Raw genomic sequence first — 17,535 nt, 5'->3', positions numbered from 1 at the left:
CGCGGTGTGCGCGACCAGGGCCGAGGCAGGTTTAGTGGGCGCGGGCCCGAGCGGCGCGGATGCGGGCGAGCGCCTCTTTGGCGTCGACCTCGGCGCTGCCGGCCCAAAACGACGCGCGCCGCTGGACGACGACCTCGATGCGCTCGGCGAGAGGGAGGGCGAAGAACTGCTCCGGCGTCATCTCACGCGTCGCGCCATCCCGCGCGATCAAGATGCGGTCGAAGGGCCACCCCACGGCGGGCGGGCCCGGGGCCGCAGGAGGCAACGCAGCCCGATCGTCGCTCGAGGGCGTCATCGGCCGAGCACGTCCGCGCGCGTGCCCTCGACGATGACGCGCACCTCATTCGCCGTTTCCTCATCGATGCCCATGCCGCGAAGGGTGTCGGCTAGATGGGCGATGATCGCGTCGAAGTGCGCGTCGCCCAAGCCGGTCGCGACGAGCTTCGCATGGGCCGTCCGGAGGTCGCGGCCGGAGTAGCGGTTTGGGCCGCCGAAGGCCATCGTCATGAATGCGATCTGCTTGTCGATTTGCGCGCGCAGATCCAAGTGCACGAAGAACGGCGCGAGCTGCTCGTCGGCCATGACACTCTCGTAGAACGTCACGACCGCGGCCTCGATGGCCGACTCGCCACCGAGCCGCTCGTAAAGGGACCGCGCTGCTTGGGCGACGTCGTTCACCAGGGTAGCCTACCGGCAAGTCAGCGCGCGCGCACCGCTGCTGTCCACCTGCGTCGGCCAAGTGGTGTCCGTGGCGCCGCTCCTAGGCCCGCCCGAGCCCGGCGCTCGCGAAATCAGTGGGCACGAACCTCATCCGCTCGCCTCGTCGAAGGCGCTCGCTGCCAGCGAATGCGAAGGTCGTCCCAAACTGTGCCTCTTGCACTAGAAAGGCAGGCATGACCCACGGCTCCGACGAGACGGTCGAGCTCGCGCGCTCGGCCTTACACATGCCCGTGCAGGGCTACCGCCTCGCGGTCACGGCGGGGCCCGACGCGTCCGCCTCATTTGCACCGACGAGCGCAAAGACAGTGGTCGGCTCGGGAGAGGCGGCCGAGCTTCGCCTCGCCGATCCGACGGTCTCCCGCTTTCACGCCGAGCTCGAGGCCCACGACGGGGCGGTGCGCATCCGCGATCTCGGTAGCCGCAACGGACTCTTCGTCGACGGCGTGCGTATCTTCGACGCGGCTCTGCACAACGGGGCGGTCATCTCCCTAGGTCAGACGCGCGTCGTCTTCACGCTCGACGCGGAACCGGTCCGCGTGCCGATCTCCGCACGCGATCGCTTCGGCGTGATGGTTGGCCGGTCGCTTGCCATGCGGCGAGCGTTCTCCGTGCTCGAGCGGGCCGCGGCCTCCGAGGCCACGGTGTTGCTGGGCGGAGAGACGGGCACCGGCAAAGAGGCCGCCGCCGAGTCGATCCACCGCGAAAGCCAACGCCGTGACGGTCCGTTCGTGGTCGTTGACTGCGGAGCGGTGCCGGCGAATCTCCTCGAAAGCGAGCTCTTCGGTCACGAAAAGGGGGCCTTCACGGGCGCCGACCGGGCGCGCTCCGGAGCCTTCGAGGAGGCAAGCGGTGGGACCCTGTTCCTCGACGAGATCGGCGAGCTCGAGTCGGACCTTCAACCGAAGCTGCTCCGGGTCCTCGAGAAGCGAGAGATCAAGCGCGTCGGCAGCTCAAAATACGCGCCCGTAGACGTACGCATCGTGGCCGCAACGAATCGCAACCTCCGCGTCGAAGTGAACGACAAGCGCTTTCGGTCCGACCTCTACTATCGGCTCGCGGTCATCGAGGTGACCCTCCCGCCGCTGCGCGAGCGCGCGGAGGATTTGCCGCCGCTCGTAGAGAGCATCCTCGAACGGCTGGGTCAGGGGAGCTCTCCACAGGTGTCGCTCGTCCGCGCGCCGGAGTTCCAGGCGTCGCTCGCACGACACCAATGGCGCGGGAACGTGCGCGAGCTCCGCAACTACGTCGAGCGATGCCTCGCGCTCGGCGAAGAAATGCCGCTCGACGGCGCCGTAACCCCGCCAAGCTTAGTGCCCGAGCGGGGCGCCGTCGTCGACACTCGAGTTCCGCTCAAGGAGGCGCGCGACCGGTGGGTGCTCGGCTTCGAGCGCGCCTACCTGAGCGCCATCCTCGCCGAGAACGAGGGCAACGTCAGCGCTGCGGCCCGCGCTGCCGGTGTCGATCGAATTCACTTCTACCGACTGCTCTGGCGCGCCGGCCTACGCTGAGCGCGAGCCACCGTCGGCGGCGGCCCGCGCCGGCCACGCGCCGGGGGCGAAGACACGCACCATGCGGCTCGGGTCCCGGATGCCCTCGTCGCGAAACCCTTGGAGCCCGAGCTCGAGGGCCCGGTGGCCGCTTGCCGTACCCTCCAGCGCGCCGCGTTGCACCTGGGCCGCGTTGGCGTAGAGCGCCGCGCCCCGAGCGCGCAGCTCGAACTCGGCATCGCGAAGCAGCGGCAGGGCCCCCTCGCCATCACCCTCGGCCACAAGCCGCGCCGCCCCGAGGAGGCGCGCGAACCCGCGGGCCAGCGGCCAACGTTCACGCGCGATGCGTCCCTCGAGAGCGCGCGCCTCGGCGAGCAGTCGACCGCGCGCCGCACCGTCGACCGTTGCGGCCAACGCGAGCGCGGCCCGAGCGCGCGCGTTCATGGCCCGAACGCGCATCGTCTCCGCGCGCAAGTAGAGCTGCCTCTCGAGCTGGCGCCAGACGTCGCGCATCGTCTTGTAGGCGCGCTCCGCATCGCCGACGTATAGCTCGACCTCCGTCAAGTTGAGGGCGTGCCAGGCGTGCTGAATGAGGAACTTCTTTGCACTCCAGCGTTCAGTGAGCACGTCGAGCTCGCGTCGCGCCGCCGCCGTGTCGTCGTCGGCGAGGCGGACGAACCACGACACCTGCACGCGCAGGAGGACCTCTGCATACAAATCGCCGCGCGCGCTAGCGTCGTCTAGCGCCTCGGGGAGGCGCGATCGAATCTCGTTGATGCGGCCGAGCCCGAGCCGTGCGTAGAGACCGAAGATCGTGGCGTTGTCGAGCTCCCACCAGACCCCCGTGCAGTGATCGCGGAGTTCCTCGGCGGCTGCGTCACACGCGGCGGCGCCGTCGGCGAAGTCGCCGAGGAGCGTAGCAGCGACACCGCGCATGAGGCTCGTCACGCCGCGCGCGCGCGCGTCTCGTGTAGCGTCCGCGAGTGCGCCGGCACGGCGCAGGAGTTGCTCGATAGCCGGGCGTGCGGGAAAGCCGTCGGCCGCGCGATAGGCGGCCTCGAGGGCAAGACCCATGGCGATTCGACTCGGCTCGCCGGCGGCGAGCGCGCTGAGGACGAAGCGCGACTGAAACTCCATACCGCGCCACGGGTCGAGGATGCCGAAGCCGCGTGCGAGGCTGAAGAACGTGTCGATGCGGACGAGCGTCTGCTGCGCAACGGTGTCGGGCGTCGAGGGGCGGAATCGCATGCCGCGCAGGCGGAGCAGGAGTCGACGAAACAAGAGGGCGACGAGCGAGCCGAGCGGCGAGCGGGACGAGGCGATGGCGAGGGTCTCGAGGATTGACTCGACGACGCTTCCGCCTTCCTCGAGGTGGCCCGCGAAGAGGAGCTGTTCGGCGCCTCGCCGTCGAAGCTCGAGTTGCCTCGCGCCCGAGGCGGTCCGCGAAGCATGGAGAAATCGCTCGGCGGCTTCGGGGCCTCGGCCTGCGCTTGCGAGCGCCTCGGCGAGCTTGAGCACGAGCTCGTCGTTGCTGGCTCCGCTGCTCGCGTCGAGCTCGAGTGCGAGCGCGTACATGCGGGCGGCGCGGTCGAAGGCGAGCGCCCGGCCCGCGCGATCGGCCGCGTCTTCGGCGAAGCGACGCGCGAGCGCTGGTTCGTTAGCGGCGAGGTAGTGCTCGGTCAGCGCCTCCGGATCGCTCTGTGATACGGCCAACACGCGCGCGATGCGGAGGTGGAGCGCGGCGAGCACGCCCCCGTCCATCGCGCCCACGACGATCTCGCGGATGCGGTCGTGGTAGACCTCGACCTCGGAGCGACCAGCGCGCGTGTGGGTGCGTACGAGCGAATGGCCACGGAGTTCGTGCACGATCGCGTCGCGGTCGCCACGGACATCGGCTGCGCCTGCCGCGAGCGAGACCTCCGTCGGCTTGCCAAAGAGGGCGAGTGCTTCAAGGAGTGCGCGGCTCTCTGGTGAAAGGCCGTGCACGCGAAAGAGGATCGCTTCGGCGAGGTCGGTGGCTCGGCCGTGGCCCGCCCCGAGCGCCGCCAGCTGACGCAAGAAGAGTGGGCTGCCCGCCGACTCGCTGGCGAGCGAAGCGACGGCAGACGCGTCGGCCATTGGGAGCAGCGTCTTCGCGAGCTCGCGTGCGGCGTCTTCGGGAAGCTCAGCGACCGGGATCTCGCAGACGAGCGGCCCATCGGCCTCCCGACCGAGATCGTGGAGGGTGGCGACGAGCGGAGCCGACGCCGCATCCTCGCTCCGGTAAGCGGTTAGGAACAGAAGCGGTGGCGGCTCGGGGCCGCGCAGCAATGCGGCGAGCAGCGGCTCGCTGTCGGCGTCGCCCCACTGAAGGTCGTCGACGAAGAGGACGAGGAGGCTCTTCGTCGACATGCGATGGAGCAGCTCGCGAAGCGCCATGAAGGCACGACGGCGCTGCTCGACCACGTCGTTGGGTTGGGCGCGCTTGCCGAGCGCGCCGCGGAGCTGAACGAGCACCGGGAAGACGCGCGCAAGCGCCGCTAGGTCGCGCGGTAGGACGGCTGCGAGGTCGGCTTCGGGGAGGCGGAGGAGGTGACGGCAAATGGCGTCGACCAAGCTGTCGAGGGCCTTGTAGGGCACGGCCTCCCGCTCGTAGCACCGCCCCTCGAAGACGAGCGCGTCGCGGCGCTCCTTCCGTGTCACGCTCAAGAAGTGGCGGACGAGCGAGGTCTTGCCCATGCCCGCCGCGCCGGGGACCATCGCGATGACCGAGTGACCGGCCTCGACTTCGTCCAGCGCCTCATCGAGGGCCCAGAGGTGCGGCTCGCGGCCCACGAGGCTCGCGGCAAGCTCTACGTCTGTCGCCTTGGCGGCGGCGGGCGTCGACCCAACGGAGGCGCCCGCGCCGAACGGGAGGGCGCCGCGGAGTCGCTCGAGCAGCTCGGGGCCGGTGGGTCGCCGCTCCGGCGTCCGCGAGAGCAGGTCCATGCACAGCTCGGAGAGTTTGGGTGGCACGCCGCGCACGAGATCGAGAGGTGCCGTTGGGTCGACGAGGCCCTTCTGCACGAGGATCTGCCCGCTGGCGCCCTCGAAGGGCGTCCGGCCGGTGAGCGCCTCGTACAGCACCACCCCGACCGCATACCAGTCGGTTGCCGCCGTCAGGTGACCGCCGAGCCCTTGCTCTGGAGACATGTACGCTGGCGTCCCGACGATGTGCTCCGTCATCGTGATGGCCGCGCCGTGGTCGTCGAGCTCGGCGACCAGCCCGAAGTCGAGGAGCACGACGCGCCCATCGTGGCGGACAAGCACGTTCGACGGCTTCACGTCGCGGTGAAGCAGCCCCGCGTCGTGGAGCGCCACGAGACCGCGCGCGAGCTGCTCGAGCACCAGACGAAGGCGGGGCAGGTCGCCGGCGCAGAGAGGTCGGCGAGAGTCGGGGACGCGAGAGCGCGGTCCGAGGCTCGCGGCGAGCGGCGACGCCAGCGGCGGCAAGGGCGGCAAGGGCGGCAACGGCGGGAGCGACGCGGTCGTGCGGGCGCCTGCGGCGACGGGTGCCGCCTCGGCGGTCGCCACGCTGGCCCGCCGCGGCACGCCGTGCTGCGGGCGCACGTAGTGGAGGAGGTCGACGCCGTCGACCAAGTCCATTGTGAAAAACCAGTCGTCGTCGAGGGCAACCAGGTCGCGTAGGCGAATGAGGTTCGGATGGTCCACCTCGGCGAGCGCTCGGAACTCGCGCTTGAAGCGCGCGATGAGGCTCGGGTCGGCGCGCCGGAGCCACTTCAGCGCAACCTCCGCGTTGCGCTCGCGATCGAAGGCCGAGTAGACGACGCCGAATCCGCCCACGCCGAGGCACTCGCGGATCTGAAATCGCGGAGATTCGCGCAACACTCGCGGCGGTTCGGGACCCACTACGGGCCGCTCATACCATCCTTGCGCGGCGCGCTCCAACGGGGCTGCCGCTACACGTTCAGCGCCGCGGCCGCGTTCTCAACGTCTTCAATCCCGAGGTCTGACACCGGGAGCGTTCGTCCAGGTCGCCACCGCCGGGGCTCTGGGCGAGACGCTCTACCATCGACGAGCTGATGGCGCCGCTTCGCCCACCCGGTCTCGCGTCGGACGCAGGGAACTCCGCCGAGACGGGGCGCGCTGACACGAGGGAGGCGGCCCTCCCTGCGGGGCGTGAGCATGTCCGGGTGGCGTGTCGGACGGAACGAAGCGTTAACCCCCGCGCACGGACCATTCATCCACGTTTCCTCCGAGAACATACGACACAGCGGCGTTCGCGACGGCGCGATCGGGTCTCTACGCACGCGCTCGAGGCGCGCGCGAGCGTTGGCGCGTCGGCTGCAATGCCGACTGCATGGCGAACAAGTCTCACGCAACGAAAGGTATCCGGCTCGCGGGGAGCGCGCTCGAACGCGTGCACGGCGGCGAGGGCGAGGACTACTCTGACTACGGTGGAGGCTTCGACACGTCGACGTCGAGCGACAGTAGCTACGGCGCCGAGTTTCCGTCGGGGGAGACGAGCGGTGGCGGAGGAGGCGGAGACAGCGTCGACAACTACGCGGGGTTCGGCAGCGGCTTCGACACGCCGAGCGCGGCCACGTCGAATGAGAACAACTACGGCGCCGAGTTTCCGTCGGGGGAGACGAGCGGTGGCGGAGGAGGCGGAGACAGCGTCGACAACTACGCGGGGTTCGGCAGCGGCTTCGACACGCCGAGCGCGGCCACGTCGAATGAGAACAACTACGGCGCCGAGTTTCCGACGGGGAGACGAGCGGTGGCGGAGGAGGGGGAGACAGCGTCGACAACTATGCCGGGTTCGGCAGCGGCTTCGACACGCCGAGCGCGGCCACGTCGAATGAGAACAACTATGGCGCCGAGTTTCCGTCGGGAGAGGTGGACGGCGGCCTCGTCGGCAGCAACACGACCGCGGGTCGCGCGGAGTGGGGCGGTGTGCCCGATGCAGGCCAGGGCGCCGAGGTCCTTGGCAACGCGGCCCCCCATCAAGGCGACTGGTTCACGACGGCGGAGACGCTCGGCCAGGCGAACGCGTCCGGATCGGGCGCACCGGCGGACATGGCCGATTGGTCCTTGCCGAACGGGTCGGCAGCCGGAAACGACCCGAGTGCGACGTTCAATCCGTTCCTCAAGACGCCGATCGCCGAGCAACCAGCGCCGCTCTTCCGCGGCGAACGACCGTCGATGGGGCCCGAGACAGTCTTCAACGACGGCCTGGTCCCGAAGGGAACGAACAACGACCTCTTCGCCCACGTATCGAACAACGGAGCGGGATCGAGCTTCGTGTCGACCTCGAGCAGCATGGACGTGGCGAGGGACTTCGCGCTCAGCAACGGCGAACGAGCAAGCGGGTGGATCTATCGCATCAACGGACAGGGCGCGATCGACGCCGCCGCCGCGACGAACAACTTCCGCTACACCGCCGACCAGCAGGAGCATGTCTTCCGCGGGCCCGTCGAAATGTCGCGGGTCGAGGCCGTCGCTCCGGTAACGCGCGAGGGTGGCATCGGCGAGTTCGCGCCGAACCCGGGCTTCGAGGCACCGTCTACGCTTCCGGCCACGGCGGCGAACGCGGCGCGAGCAACGGCGGGCGGCGCCGCCGCCGGAGCAGCGTTTGCCGCGGCCGACCTCGCGCTCGAACGCGCGGCTGCCGCGAACTTCCCCGGCGCGCAGATGGCGCAACACGCGCTGCGAAGCGACCTCGCACAGACGGCGGCGGCGATCGCCTTCCCGGCATCGACGATCGCATCAGGCTTGTCGCAACAGGCGCTCGACTCCATGTGGCCGAGTACGCCGGGCAGTTGGCAAGACAGCGCGAAGCGCATCGTCAGCGGCGCCGCAGGCGGCATCGGGACGGTGGCCGACAGCGCGGCGGGATTCTGGACGCGGCCGTTCACGACCGGCCCCGCGGTCTCCATGGTTGCGCCGAGCGGAGCGGCGGCCCGCGCCAACGCCGCGGCTAACGGGAATGAATCGCTCGCGCTCGGCGCCCCATGAGACCTCGCTCGGCAGCGACGCCGCTCCAACTTGGCGAGGCTGACCGTCGCCTTCCTCTGCGCGCGACAGCCAAGCGGTTGTGCCTGGCTCGCGGTAACGAGAACCTCGAACCTCGTCCCAATCGGCTACTCCGGTGACGCCAACCGGGCCCTGAAGCGCCGGAAGGTGCACTTGGTGTGCAGCGGAGGCCGCTAGCGCTCTGAGAAGTCAGCGGCATGGCGTCGGTACATCGCTTGCGATTGGTGGAAGCGAGGTGCTTCATGAACCAACAGGACGAATCCAAACGATGCAACGACGACCGGCTGGAGCAGGTTCTCGAGCAAGCGCTTGAAGCCGTGACCGGAGGCCTTCGCACCGACCAAATGCGCCCGTCGGAAAACGTCATCGATGTCTCGATGTCTTGTCACATCGACCACTGGGCCTTCTGACAGGCGCCCGCACGCCGCGGCGGTTCCACCACGCCCCTTGTGGCCGCACGTTGCTTGTCCCGTGTTGCGGAACATTCCCGACCCACGCGCTCGCGCCCGTGAAACCAGCACGGAAGGGGCACCGTTCTGCAAGTTCGCCGAGTACAAGGACTGGGTGCGCGAATCGATCGCCTCGCTTCGCAGGCCCTGATTTAGCCGCGCGACCGGCGAATGTTCTGTCTCACGGCGCGGGTGCGAGGCGTTGTCAGCCCTCCACCGAGACTTCGGTGATCGGATGGCTTCGATGCAGCGGAACGAGGAACTTCTCGACGACTGCATGCACGTGCGCAGGGAGCCGATGATTGCGATAGACCGGGACGCGGTTGGATGAGATCCCCGTGTGGCCCGACACCGGGCCCGACACGATCGTCGCGCCGGTCTCGTCGCACGACCGAACCCGCGCGCCAGGATCGATCGCGCCAATCGCTCCATGAATCAGCGAGTAGTCGGGCGGCCGTCCGCCGGGTTGCCACTGGAGTCGAAAGGTCAGCGAGCGCTGGAAGAGAGGGGTCAACGCAAGGACTTCGAGGTAGCCGACGAGTCGGAACGGTTGCGAGCCCACCCACCGCTCCTCGGCCGACACTGTCGCTCGCGAGGCAAACGGCGGGACGAAGACCCACAGCATGAAGGTGCACATCGTGGCGCCGAAGGCCATCGCCACGACGCCGCCACGCGACGGGCCCTTCTCCGTCATGACGACCGCGGCGACGCCGGTCACCGCCGCGGCGATGACCACGCCGAGGAGCACTCGCTTCAGCGTCGAGCCGCGAAAGCCTCCGATCGCGACGCGCAGGTTTCTGTCGCCAGCACGGTTGCGGCCGCGGTCGGCCTCGACCGCCGCCTGCACGCGCCGGCGCTCGCCCTGCGCGGCGAGCCGTGCGAGTTCGGGGTCGGGGCGAGGGGCGTCGGGTCGATAGGGCGGGCCCATGGAAGATCCTTACCTCGCCTCCGGCGAAAAGCGGAAGCAGCGTCCGATGGGCGCGATCGGCGGAGCCAGCCTCGGGCGCATCGGTGGCGCTATCGCCGGCAGCTCGTGCTCGGCTGCCACTGGCGGGTCGCCGTTCGCCATCGGAGCTCCTTAGCCGGAACTCTCCCCGGCGCAAACTTGGCTCCGGATCGCGTCGAGTCGTGAAAGCGAGAATGTTGTTGCACTACGATTGAACAATGCACGCATGCTCTCGGGAGCGCAAGATCGCCGAGTTCGACGACGCACGCTTCGATGAAGCCACTCCCTTCGAAGCCGACGTCGTGCTCAGTGTGGGCCAGCTCGCGTCGCATGCCGCAAGCCTGGTGAACGACGCACGCGTGGCCTCCGCGCGTTCCAAGGTGGGGGCGGCTCCCAGAGAGGTCTTGGGCGAGATCGTCCTCGACGTACTCGTCGATCTCGAGGCCGCTTTCCCATCGGCGTTCCGCGCGCTCAGCGCCGACGACGAAGCGCAGCTCCGCGCCGAGATTGAGCAGCTAGCGACCGAGAGGCTCGCGCTTTTGGCCCTGCGCTAGTCGCGGAGACTCCCGCGAGCGCGCTCGGATCGGGCGTCGGAAAGGCGCCGCTGGCCGAGGAGCACGAACGCGCGACGCGACCGGTCGCGCGCGGGCTACCATCGACGCGATGAGAAGCGGCCGAACGGCAGCGGTCGTGGTCGTGCTCTTCGTCGTCCTCGGGGGCGCCGGTGCGTACGCGTGGAATCAGTGGTCGCTCGCGCACACCGACGAACACGTATGTCGATAGTGGCCTCCCTTCCGACGCGTCCACAGACGCCGGTCGCGGCAAGGGCAGGTCCGGCAAGAAGAAGGGTGGACCAGGCAAACCACGCGGCGGCAACGGCCCCAAGCCGAGCCATCGTGGTGGCGCCTCAGGCGTCGGCCTCGCCAACACAAACGAGAGCCGCAGCAAGACCAACGACGAGAGCGACGACGACGACAGCGACGAATTCAGGCCCCCCTTTCGCGGGCGCGGCCCCGCGGGGCCCACCTACGAAGCCGCCCTGGCGTCGAACAAACAAGAGATCACCATCGGTGGGCGCCAAGTGCCGGACCTCACCGATGCGCAGCTCTCCCGTCCCATGCGCAGCGGCGCCTTCGTCGGCGAGTGCGGCGCGCCCGACAGCATGAAGGTGCAAGTCAGGGTCGCGATTCGCAACGGCCGCCCAGCCGGAGTCAGCGTGTCCACCACGCCGCCTCATCCTGACATCGCGGGCTGCATCCGGGGCGCAAGGCTCGGTCACTTCTCGTTTCTGGGGCATCGTGAACACCTTCCATGGCTACTGGGTTGGTGTCACCGAACCGGGCGACTTCGTTCTCCGTAGCCAAGGCCTGCCGCCACATCGCCTATGTTCCTCTGCATGTCGTGGCTCGCCGACAACCTTCCTCCTTCTGCCGAGATCGCGAAGGCGCACGCGCATCAACTGACGCCCGAGGGCCTCGCACGACTTCGCGTTCTCGTGAAGGGATTCATCGGTTCGTCCAAGGATCCTCCCGAGGCGAAGAGGAACCGCCTGCTTGCGGAGGCGGACGAGGTGGCACGCGAGCTCGTCGGCGCTTCGGCGGAAGGCACGTATCGCGCGTATTGCATCAGGCTCTGGGAGGAGGAGGCTGCGGAGGAGAAGAAATGGAGCCACCGAACGATGAACGACGCGCTCGACTCAGCGTTCGATGCGCTCGACCGCGCCGGCATCGTGGCCGTCCAGAACGCAGGCGGGACCCAGACCCTCGGGTGGGCGGCCGTGAACGAAGAGATTGCCAAGCGTGAGTCGAAGAACAAGAAGGTGCTGGGCGCGACCTTCTACCATTCACAGGATCTCGAGCGCGCCGTGAGCGGCGAAGGACTCTGGCTCACGTTCGGAGCGCGTGACGGAAGCGATACCGCGGCGCGCGCCGTCGCAGAAAAAGTCACGCAGGCTCTCGAGGCAGAAGGCCTCGCGTGTATGTGGGACGGCGACGCGGGGTCGCGGATCCGCGTGACTGCCTTTGCATGGCAGAAGCGCCGAACCACGAAGGCCCCGCGGAGACTGCCGTCGGTACCCTGGCGGACCTTTGCCCATGAGGACGGGCGCGAATGGCGAATCGCGGGCCTCAACAACGCGGTCTGTCTTCGGATCAAGGACCAAGACGGCGAAGTCGTTGAGCGTCGGACACCGGCGAAGGAGCTCGATGCGGAGATCGAGCGCTTGGTGAAGGAGCAGCTCGTCGACGGATTCGCCGAGCGCTAGAAGCTTCGGCGGGCGGCGGGACCGTCGAGCCGGCGGCGGTCACGTCGCGCTTTGGGTGCGCGCAGGGGGCGCGGTCTCGACGTCGACCACGCCAACGCAACGGCCTCTCGGTCGGCTAGTACGCAGCCTTCACCAAAGTCGCACCACTGTCGTCGTGGGCGGTCGCGAAATCGACGTTGCGACCGCAGGCCTCGAGCAGGTTGGAGCAGACAAACTCGGCCTCTTCCCGGGACGCGACGTCGATCCAGCAAGTCGGCCGCTCGTCAAAGTCGACGTGCCAGCCGCACACCCGCACCTTGCCAGGCGGGGCCGTGATCACACCGGAGAGCGTACGGTCGAAGGTGAGCCCGTGGCTCTGGAGCAAGGGATCGTTCACCCAGCTGGCCCACCGGTCGCGATAGGTCTTCGCGTCGAACGACATCCGCGCATCGTGCACGGTCGCCGCTGCCGCGCCAAGACCGACGGCGGTCGCTCCTTCAGCGTGCGAGGGGAGGCTTGGCAGCGCCGACCCACGACACGGTGTCGAAGAGCTTCGTCGCCTTGCCGACGATCGAGGGCAACGTGGCTGAGGGGCTGGTCTTAAGCCTGACGTCCGTGCTGCGCCCAGCAACCGCTTCGTCGTCAAGCGCAAGATCGTCGAGTTCGACGACGTCGGGGCGGCACCCGCGGCGGTTGTCGACGAGATCATCCTGGACGTGCTCACCGCGGAAACGAAGAGTCGTCGCCGATAGCCGACGCTTGAAGCCGCTCCTACGCCTTCTGCGCATTGCCCGCGCAAACCTCCTGGCGGACGGCGAGTGACGGAACCAAGGTGCGGTTCGCACGACGGTGCGGTTGTTCCTGGCTCGCGGTAACGAGAACCTCGGACCTTGTTCCAATCGGCGACCCCGGTGACGCCAAGGTCACCACGAAGTGCGGAACGTGCACTTGGCGTGCAGCGGAGGCCGCGAGCGCACCGAAAAGTCAGCGGCAAGGCGCAGGTACATCGCTTGCAGCCGGTGGAAGCGAGGTGATTCATGAGCCAACACGACGAATCCAAACGATGCAACGACGACCGGCTCGAGGAGGTCCTCGAGCAAGATCTCGAAACGGTGTGTGGTGGCCTTCGCACCGACCAAATGCGCCCATCGGAAAACGTCGTTGATGTGACGATGTCCTGTCACATCGACCATTGGGTCTTCTGACAGGGCGCTCGATCACGCCGCGCGCCGCGAGGCGTACCCTCGTGGGCGCGGCGGTTCTGCTGATCGGGCACGTCAACGCGGCATGTCCCGCGGAGGCTGCCGTTGGAGCCTGGCGCACGTTCGCCCACGAGGACGGGCGCGCATGCCGAATCGCGGGCGTCAACCACGCGGTCTGTCATCGAAATCCTCACCGACCTCCGAGCGCTAGACCTCCTTCGCGGGCAAGCGGAGCTCGCCCTCCGCTTGAGCTCGACGCGGGGCCTCGCGGTCCGCGGCGCATGACCATGCCGGTGCTGCGCCGCGACGAGTTGGCCGTGGAACCCGCCCCCGTCAGTAGCGCGCTCCAGCCGTCTCTCGCGGCAGGCGGCGGCGGAGCTCCTCCAGCTCTCCCGCAGTGAACGAGACCTGCCAGGCTCCGAGGTTCTCCTTCAATCGTTCGAGCCGGCGCGTACCAGGGATCGTGAAGATGTCCTCGCCCTGAGCCAGCACCCAGGCGAGCGCGACCTGCGCTTCCGTCGCGCCCTTCTGCGCGGCAATCTCTCGGATGAGCTCCACGAAGCGCGCGTTCTCCGCGAGCGCTTCGCCGCTGAAGCGCGGGTTGCTGCGCCGCCAGTCCTTCTCGTCGAGGGCCTCCCTGTTGGGGATCGCACCGGTCAGAAAGCCTCGCCCCAGCGGCGAGTAGGCGACGAAGGCGATGCCCAGATCACGGCACGCCGCGAGAACCCCGTCGTCCTCCACATTTCGGGTCCAGAGCGAGTACTCGGTCTGGAGCGCCGTGATCGGATGCACCGCGTGGGCCGCGCGGAGCTGCTCGGCGGAGAACTCGCTCACGCCGATGAAGCGCACCTTGCCTTCCTGCACCAACTGCTTCATCGCGCCGACGCTCTCCTCCACCGGCACGTTCGGGTCCGGGCGGTGCTGGTAGTAGAGGTCGATGCGCTCACGACCGAGGCGCTTGAGGCTATTTTCGCAGGCCTCCTTCACGTACTCCGGTCGAGCGCTAATGCCGAGCCATTCACCGTTGGGCCCTCGTCGCATGCCGAACTTTGTGGCCACGGTCACCTTGTTCCAGCGGTCCGAGAACGCTTTGGCGAGCAGCTCCTCGTTGTGTCCGGAGCCGTACATGTCGGCCGTGTCGAAGTGCTGGATGCCGAGGTCGACGGCGGCGTGCAGCGTCTCGATGTGGGCCGCTTCGTCGCGCGTGCCGCCGTAGAACTCCGACATACCCATGCACCCGAGGCCGATGCGGCCGATCTGGAGACTGCTGTTGCCGAGCGTCTTGGGGCTATTGGTCATGGAACAATCTCCGGCTGGGTGTCTGCGCGCGTCGCCTTGGACTGGACGTGACGAGACCCTACCTGACGCGAGCCCCGTGCGCCTGCCTGTTCCTGCAGACATATTGCCCAATCCTCTTCGCATCCGGAGAATCCATCTCCGCGTGCAGACTGGTCTACGATGGCCGATGGGGTCGCGGAATGCATCTGGAGGGGCTCATCGAACAAGCGTTGCGTCGGGTATCGAAGCTATCCGGTAGCGGCGGTAGCGCGCAGACGATGCCGGGGCTTCTCGTTCTTCGGCGAGACGCCCCCAGCGCGATCGAGGCCTCCTTGTACGAGCCGGTACTGTGCCTGATCCTCCAAGGTAGGAAACAGCTATCGCTCGGCGCCGAGACCCTTTCGTTCGGCCCGGGGGAGTGCCTCCTCGTCAGTCACGACCTCCCGGTGCGCTCCCGGATCACGAAGGCCCCCTACCTCGCGCTGGTCCTCGCAGTCGATGTCGCCACGATCAGGAAGCTCTACGACGAGGTCGCGGGGTCAGCGCTCGACGGTGCGCGCGGCCGCGCGGCGGAGACCCATCGCGCGGATCCCGGCCTGCTCGACGCCTTGCGTCGATACCTGAAGCTTGCCGACGCCCCCGCAGACGCGAAGGTGCTCGGCCCCCTCGTCCTAAAGGAGATCCACTACCGCCTGCTCACGGCTCCCTTCGGCGGAATGCTCCGGAGTCTAATTCGCTACGACAGCATCGAGAGCGCCGTCGCGCGCGCCATCGGCCACATCCGAGGCGACATCCGCGCGCGCATCGAGATCCCGGAGCTGGCGCGGCGGGTTGGCATGAGCGCGTCGTCCTTCCACAAACACTTCAGGGCGGTCACGTCGACCACGCCGCTGCAGTATCAGAAGGAGCTCCGCCTGATCGAGGCGCGGCGACTCCTGAAGAAAGGTGGCGCCTCTGTCACAGCCGCCGCGTTGGACGTCGGTTACGAGAGCGCGAGTCAGTTCAGCCGCGAGTACGCACGCAAGTTTGGAGTGCCCCCGAGCCGGGACCTCGGAGCAAGGGTGGAGAACCGAGGATTCTGAGCGTGTTCGTCTTGGGGGACCGCCTCGAACCGCGAGGCCGGCGCGCGATGCCAGTCTGCCGCGCCCTGTCCGGGGGCCTCAGCGCACGCGCCTGCGGGTGGGTCATGGCGCTCGAGCTTTGCCTTCGCGCGACGTCTACTCGGGCGTACCGCCCTGCCGCCAGCGGATGCCCAGTAGGAGCGCGCGCGCGTCTTCGCCGTCTTCCGGGCGATCGTGGTACGCGTGCACGAGCGCTCGCGTGTTCTGGCCGTCGACGTACGCCACCACGACCGACGCGCCTCCGGGCCGCTCCGCGCCGCGCTCGAAGACGAGGCGCGTCGTGCCGTCGTCCTCCGCGCGCTCCCCGCGGGTCGCATCCGCCGGAACGTCAGGAACCGCACCCGTCGCGCCGGCCGCGATCCAGAGTGTGAGGCCTGGTCGCCAGAGGACTAGCGAGCCGTCTTCGACCCGCCTGCGAAACGGAGTCGGAAGCGTGGCGACGAAGCCCGCGCCCAACGTGACCTCCCGCGACACGACGGTGACGCCGTCGGGCAGCCCCGCCTTCGAGGGCTCGGGGCTCGACTCCGGGGCCTCGGTGAAGCGGCCGGCTCTCGGGTCGCGTACAAACGCGGCGCCGGGCAGCGCGTAGAGCCACGGGACGATCGTCTTGTCCATGTTCGCGAGCTCGTTCACATGGAAGACCGCGGACCTCGAACGATCCGCGAGGTATCGCTTCGTCTCGTCGCCCGCGTAGAAGGCCCACCCGCTGTCTTCGGGCGCGACCGGCACCCCGCGCCGCATGAACCCAATCGGTGCGCCATCGACGGTAATGCGATCCGTCGCGATGCCGCCGCCCATGGCGACGTACGCGACGGGGCTTGCTGACACCCGGTACACCTTCGAGGCCTTCTTCTTCCTCGCGGCCACGCGCGGAGCATACCAGGAGGCGCGATCAGCACACGCGGACGCTTCGGCGCGCGCACGAGTTACGCGAATCCAAAGAAGGCGCGCAGATCCGCCAAGCTCGGGGGCGAATCAGTGCGCGACAACTTCTTCACCTGGCCAGCGTGGTTGCGGGCGAGCACAGCGGCCTCCTTTATCTTCTTGAAGGCTGTCGGCGCGAAACGCTTTTCCACCTCGTCGGGATCGAACACGAGGAAGGTCGGCGAATCGTCGGGCTTGTTGAGGTACGCGAGGTCGACCACGGGGTGCGGAGCCCGATCCCAGTGAGCCGACGGGATGCAGCCCCGGCCCGTCGTGCGCGCCTCCGCTACCGTCAACGTCTCGTCGCCGACAACCTCGCACGCGTACGCGGGAAAGACCTCGTAGACGCTCCGAGCGATGGCCACGTTCTCCACGTTCACATCGCGCGAGACCGTCACATTGGCGACCTGGGGCGAGAGCACGACGAGGTGTGAGAACGGCCCGATGGGCTTCCGAAGCGGGCGCTTGCGAAGCGGCGTCGCGCGGTCAGCGAAGATCGCCGCGCGGTCCGTGGTGACGAAGTCCAAGATCGCGTCTGCCATCTTTGCGCGGGCGTCCGGAGACACCTTGCTCTGCCACACGGCGCATCGAAGCAGAATGCCAAGGCGCCGATCGTCACTTGTCACCAGCCACTCGGCGACGGACACGTTCGAATGTGCATGCACGTGCGCGCGCCCCGCGACGGGCTGAAAGTCGGAGCGGCGTTCACCGTCGTAGTCGAGGTCGTTGTGAAAGACCTCGATGACATCGGCGTCGGTATCGTAGCGGCGCCCCTCGAGAGGCTTGCCTTCGACGAAGCCCTTCCGGAGAAGCGCGGTCACCTTGTCGGACGCGAAGCCTTGTGCGCTCTCTTCGTCATTGCGCGTCGCGACGTTGCGCTGACCCTTTCCCTTTGCCGCGGCAAGCGTCCACGACTCGTAGACGCGGCAGCCATCGACCTCGAGCGTGTACGTGCGCCCATCGGTGTGCTTGAAGAACCGTTGCACGCCGGGCTCGAAGGCGCCGCCGCCCGCTTCTTGGGGCGCGCTCGCGCCGGTCGGGGCTACCCTCGCTCTTGAGGCGGCGTTCGGTCCGGGGGTCTTCTTTGCGGCGGCGTTCTTCGCCGAGGATGCTGTCTTCTTCGTGGCCATCGGTACACCAGAATAGAGGCG

General features: G+C 68.4%; 17 protein-coding genes. 8 read left to right on the top strand and 9 right to left on the bottom strand.

All coding sequences use genetic code 11. The features are described from left to right. Window positions 1-31 precede the first annotated feature (31 nt). Together IPG50_28085 and IPG50_28080 are read right to left on the bottom strand one after the other, a co-directional pair. Window positions 32-295, bottom strand: a complete 264-nt coding sequence (locus tag IPG50_28085) for a hypothetical protein (protein ID MBK6696038.1) — start codon at window positions 293-295, stop codon at window positions 32-34. Next, window positions 292-678, bottom strand: a complete 387-nt coding sequence (locus IPG50_28080) for a group 1 truncated hemoglobin (protein MBK6696037.1) — start codon at window positions 676-678, stop codon at window positions 292-294. The genes IPG50_28085 and IPG50_28080 overlap by 4 nt, the downstream gene beginning before the upstream one ends. Before the next feature lie 215 nt (window positions 679-893). Here IPG50_28080 and IPG50_28075 point away from each other — a divergent pair, with 215 nt between their 5' ends. Then, on the top strand, window positions 894-2,228 hold the full coding sequence (locus IPG50_28075; protein MBK6696036.1) for a sigma 54-dependent Fis family transcriptional regulator: 1,335 nt from the start codon (window positions 894-896) through the stop codon (window positions 2,226-2,228). Here IPG50_28075 and IPG50_28070 read toward each other — a convergent pair. Continuing rightward, window positions 2,220-6,074: a protein kinase gene (locus IPG50_28070; GenBank protein MBK6696035.1), complete on the bottom strand. Its 3,855-nt coding sequence runs from the start codon at window positions 6,072-6,074 to the stop codon at window positions 2,220-2,222. The genes IPG50_28075 and IPG50_28070 overlap by 9 nt on opposite strands. A 1,011-nt stretch (window positions 6,075-7,085) precedes the next feature. Here IPG50_28070 and IPG50_28065 point away from each other — a divergent pair. Both IPG50_28065 and IPG50_28060 read left to right on the top strand, forming a co-directional pair. After that, entirely contained in the window at window positions 7,086-8,204 is a 1,119-nt protein-coding gene (locus IPG50_28065; GenBank protein MBK6696034.1) for a hypothetical protein, read from the top strand. Window positions 8,205-8,464: 260 nt separating this feature from the next. After that, window positions 8,465-8,632 carry a hypothetical protein gene (locus tag IPG50_28060; protein ID MBK6696033.1) on the top strand — a complete coding sequence of 56 codons (168 nt, stop codon included), beginning with the start codon at window positions 8,465-8,467 and terminating at the stop codon, window positions 8,630-8,632. A 244-nt stretch (window positions 8,633-8,876) separates the two neighbouring features. Here IPG50_28060 and IPG50_28055 read toward each other — a convergent pair whose 3' ends face one another. Then, window positions 8,877-9,599 (bottom strand): hypothetical protein, encoded by a 723-nt coding sequence (locus IPG50_28055; GenBank protein MBK6696032.1) that lies wholly within the window; start codon window positions 9,597-9,599, stop codon window positions 8,877-8,879. A gap of 236 nt (window positions 9,600-9,835) precedes the next feature. Between IPG50_28055 and IPG50_28050 the strand changes: the two genes are divergently transcribed. From IPG50_28050 to IPG50_28040, 3 genes are all read left to right on the top strand, one after another. Further along, entirely contained in the window at window positions 9,836-10,171 is a 336-nt protein-coding gene (locus tag IPG50_28050) for a hypothetical protein (GenBank protein MBK6696031.1), read from the top strand. A gap of 170 nt (window positions 10,172-10,341) precedes the next feature. Continuing rightward, a complete protein-coding gene (locus IPG50_28045; GenBank protein ID MBK6696030.1) occupies window positions 10,342-10,977 on the top strand; it encodes a hypothetical protein in 636 nt (211 codons plus the stop codon). A 36-nt stretch (window positions 10,978-11,013) separates the two neighbouring features. Further along, window positions 11,014-11,880: a hypothetical protein gene (locus IPG50_28040; protein MBK6696029.1), complete on the top strand. Its 867-nt coding sequence runs from the start codon at window positions 11,014-11,016 to the stop codon at window positions 11,878-11,880. A 115-nt stretch (window positions 11,881-11,995) separates the two neighbouring features. Here the strand turns inward: IPG50_28040 and IPG50_28035 are convergent, their stop codons facing one another. Together IPG50_28035 and IPG50_28030 are read right to left on the bottom strand one after the other, a co-directional pair. Then, window positions 11,996-12,301, bottom strand: coding sequence for a hypothetical protein (locus tag IPG50_28035; protein ID MBK6696028.1), 306 nt, complete (start codon window positions 12,299-12,301; stop codon window positions 11,996-11,998). 55 nt (window positions 12,302-12,356) lie between these two features. Further along, window positions 12,357-12,647, bottom strand: coding sequence for a hypothetical protein (locus tag IPG50_28030; protein ID MBK6696027.1), 291 nt, complete (start codon window positions 12,645-12,647; stop codon window positions 12,357-12,359). A gap of 249 nt (window positions 12,648-12,896) precedes the next feature. Here IPG50_28030 and IPG50_28025 point away from each other — a divergent pair, with 249 nt between their 5' ends. Then, window positions 12,897-13,064: a hypothetical protein gene (locus tag IPG50_28025; GenBank protein MBK6696026.1), complete on the top strand. Its 168-nt coding sequence runs from the start codon at window positions 12,897-12,899 to the stop codon at window positions 13,062-13,064. A 330-nt stretch (window positions 13,065-13,394) separates the two neighbouring features. Here IPG50_28025 and IPG50_28020 read toward each other — a convergent pair whose 3' ends face one another. Next, window positions 13,395-14,360, bottom strand: a complete 966-nt coding sequence (locus tag IPG50_28020; GenBank protein MBK6696025.1) for an aldo/keto reductase — start codon at window positions 14,358-14,360, stop codon at window positions 13,395-13,397. Window positions 14,361-14,539: 179 nt separating this feature from the next. Here IPG50_28020 and IPG50_28015 point away from each other — a divergent pair, with 179 nt between their 5' ends. Next, a complete protein-coding gene (locus IPG50_28015; GenBank protein ID MBK6696024.1) occupies window positions 14,540-15,421 on the top strand; it encodes an AraC family transcriptional regulator in 882 nt (293 codons plus the stop codon). A 135-nt stretch (window positions 15,422-15,556) separates the two neighbouring features. Here IPG50_28015 and IPG50_28010 read toward each other — a convergent pair whose 3' ends face one another. Both IPG50_28010 and IPG50_28005 read right to left on the bottom strand, forming a co-directional pair. After that, on the bottom strand, window positions 15,557-16,327 hold the full coding sequence (locus IPG50_28010; protein ID MBK6696023.1) for a DUF2185 domain-containing protein: 771 nt from the start codon (window positions 16,325-16,327) through the stop codon (window positions 15,557-15,559). 59 nt (window positions 16,328-16,386) lie between these two features. Then, on the bottom strand, window positions 16,387-17,514 hold the full coding sequence (locus tag IPG50_28005) for a hypothetical protein (protein MBK6696022.1): 1,128 nt from the start codon (window positions 17,512-17,514) through the stop codon (window positions 16,387-16,389). Window positions 17,515-17,535 lie beyond the last annotated feature (21 nt).

The organism is Myxococcales bacterium, from assembly GCA_016703425.1.
Taxonomy (GTDB): Bacteria; Myxococcota_A; Polyangia; order Polyangiales; family Polyangiaceae; genus JADJCA01.
Note: the sequence above shows the minus strand (reverse complement) of the source record. Positions and strands in the feature narration are given on the sequence as shown.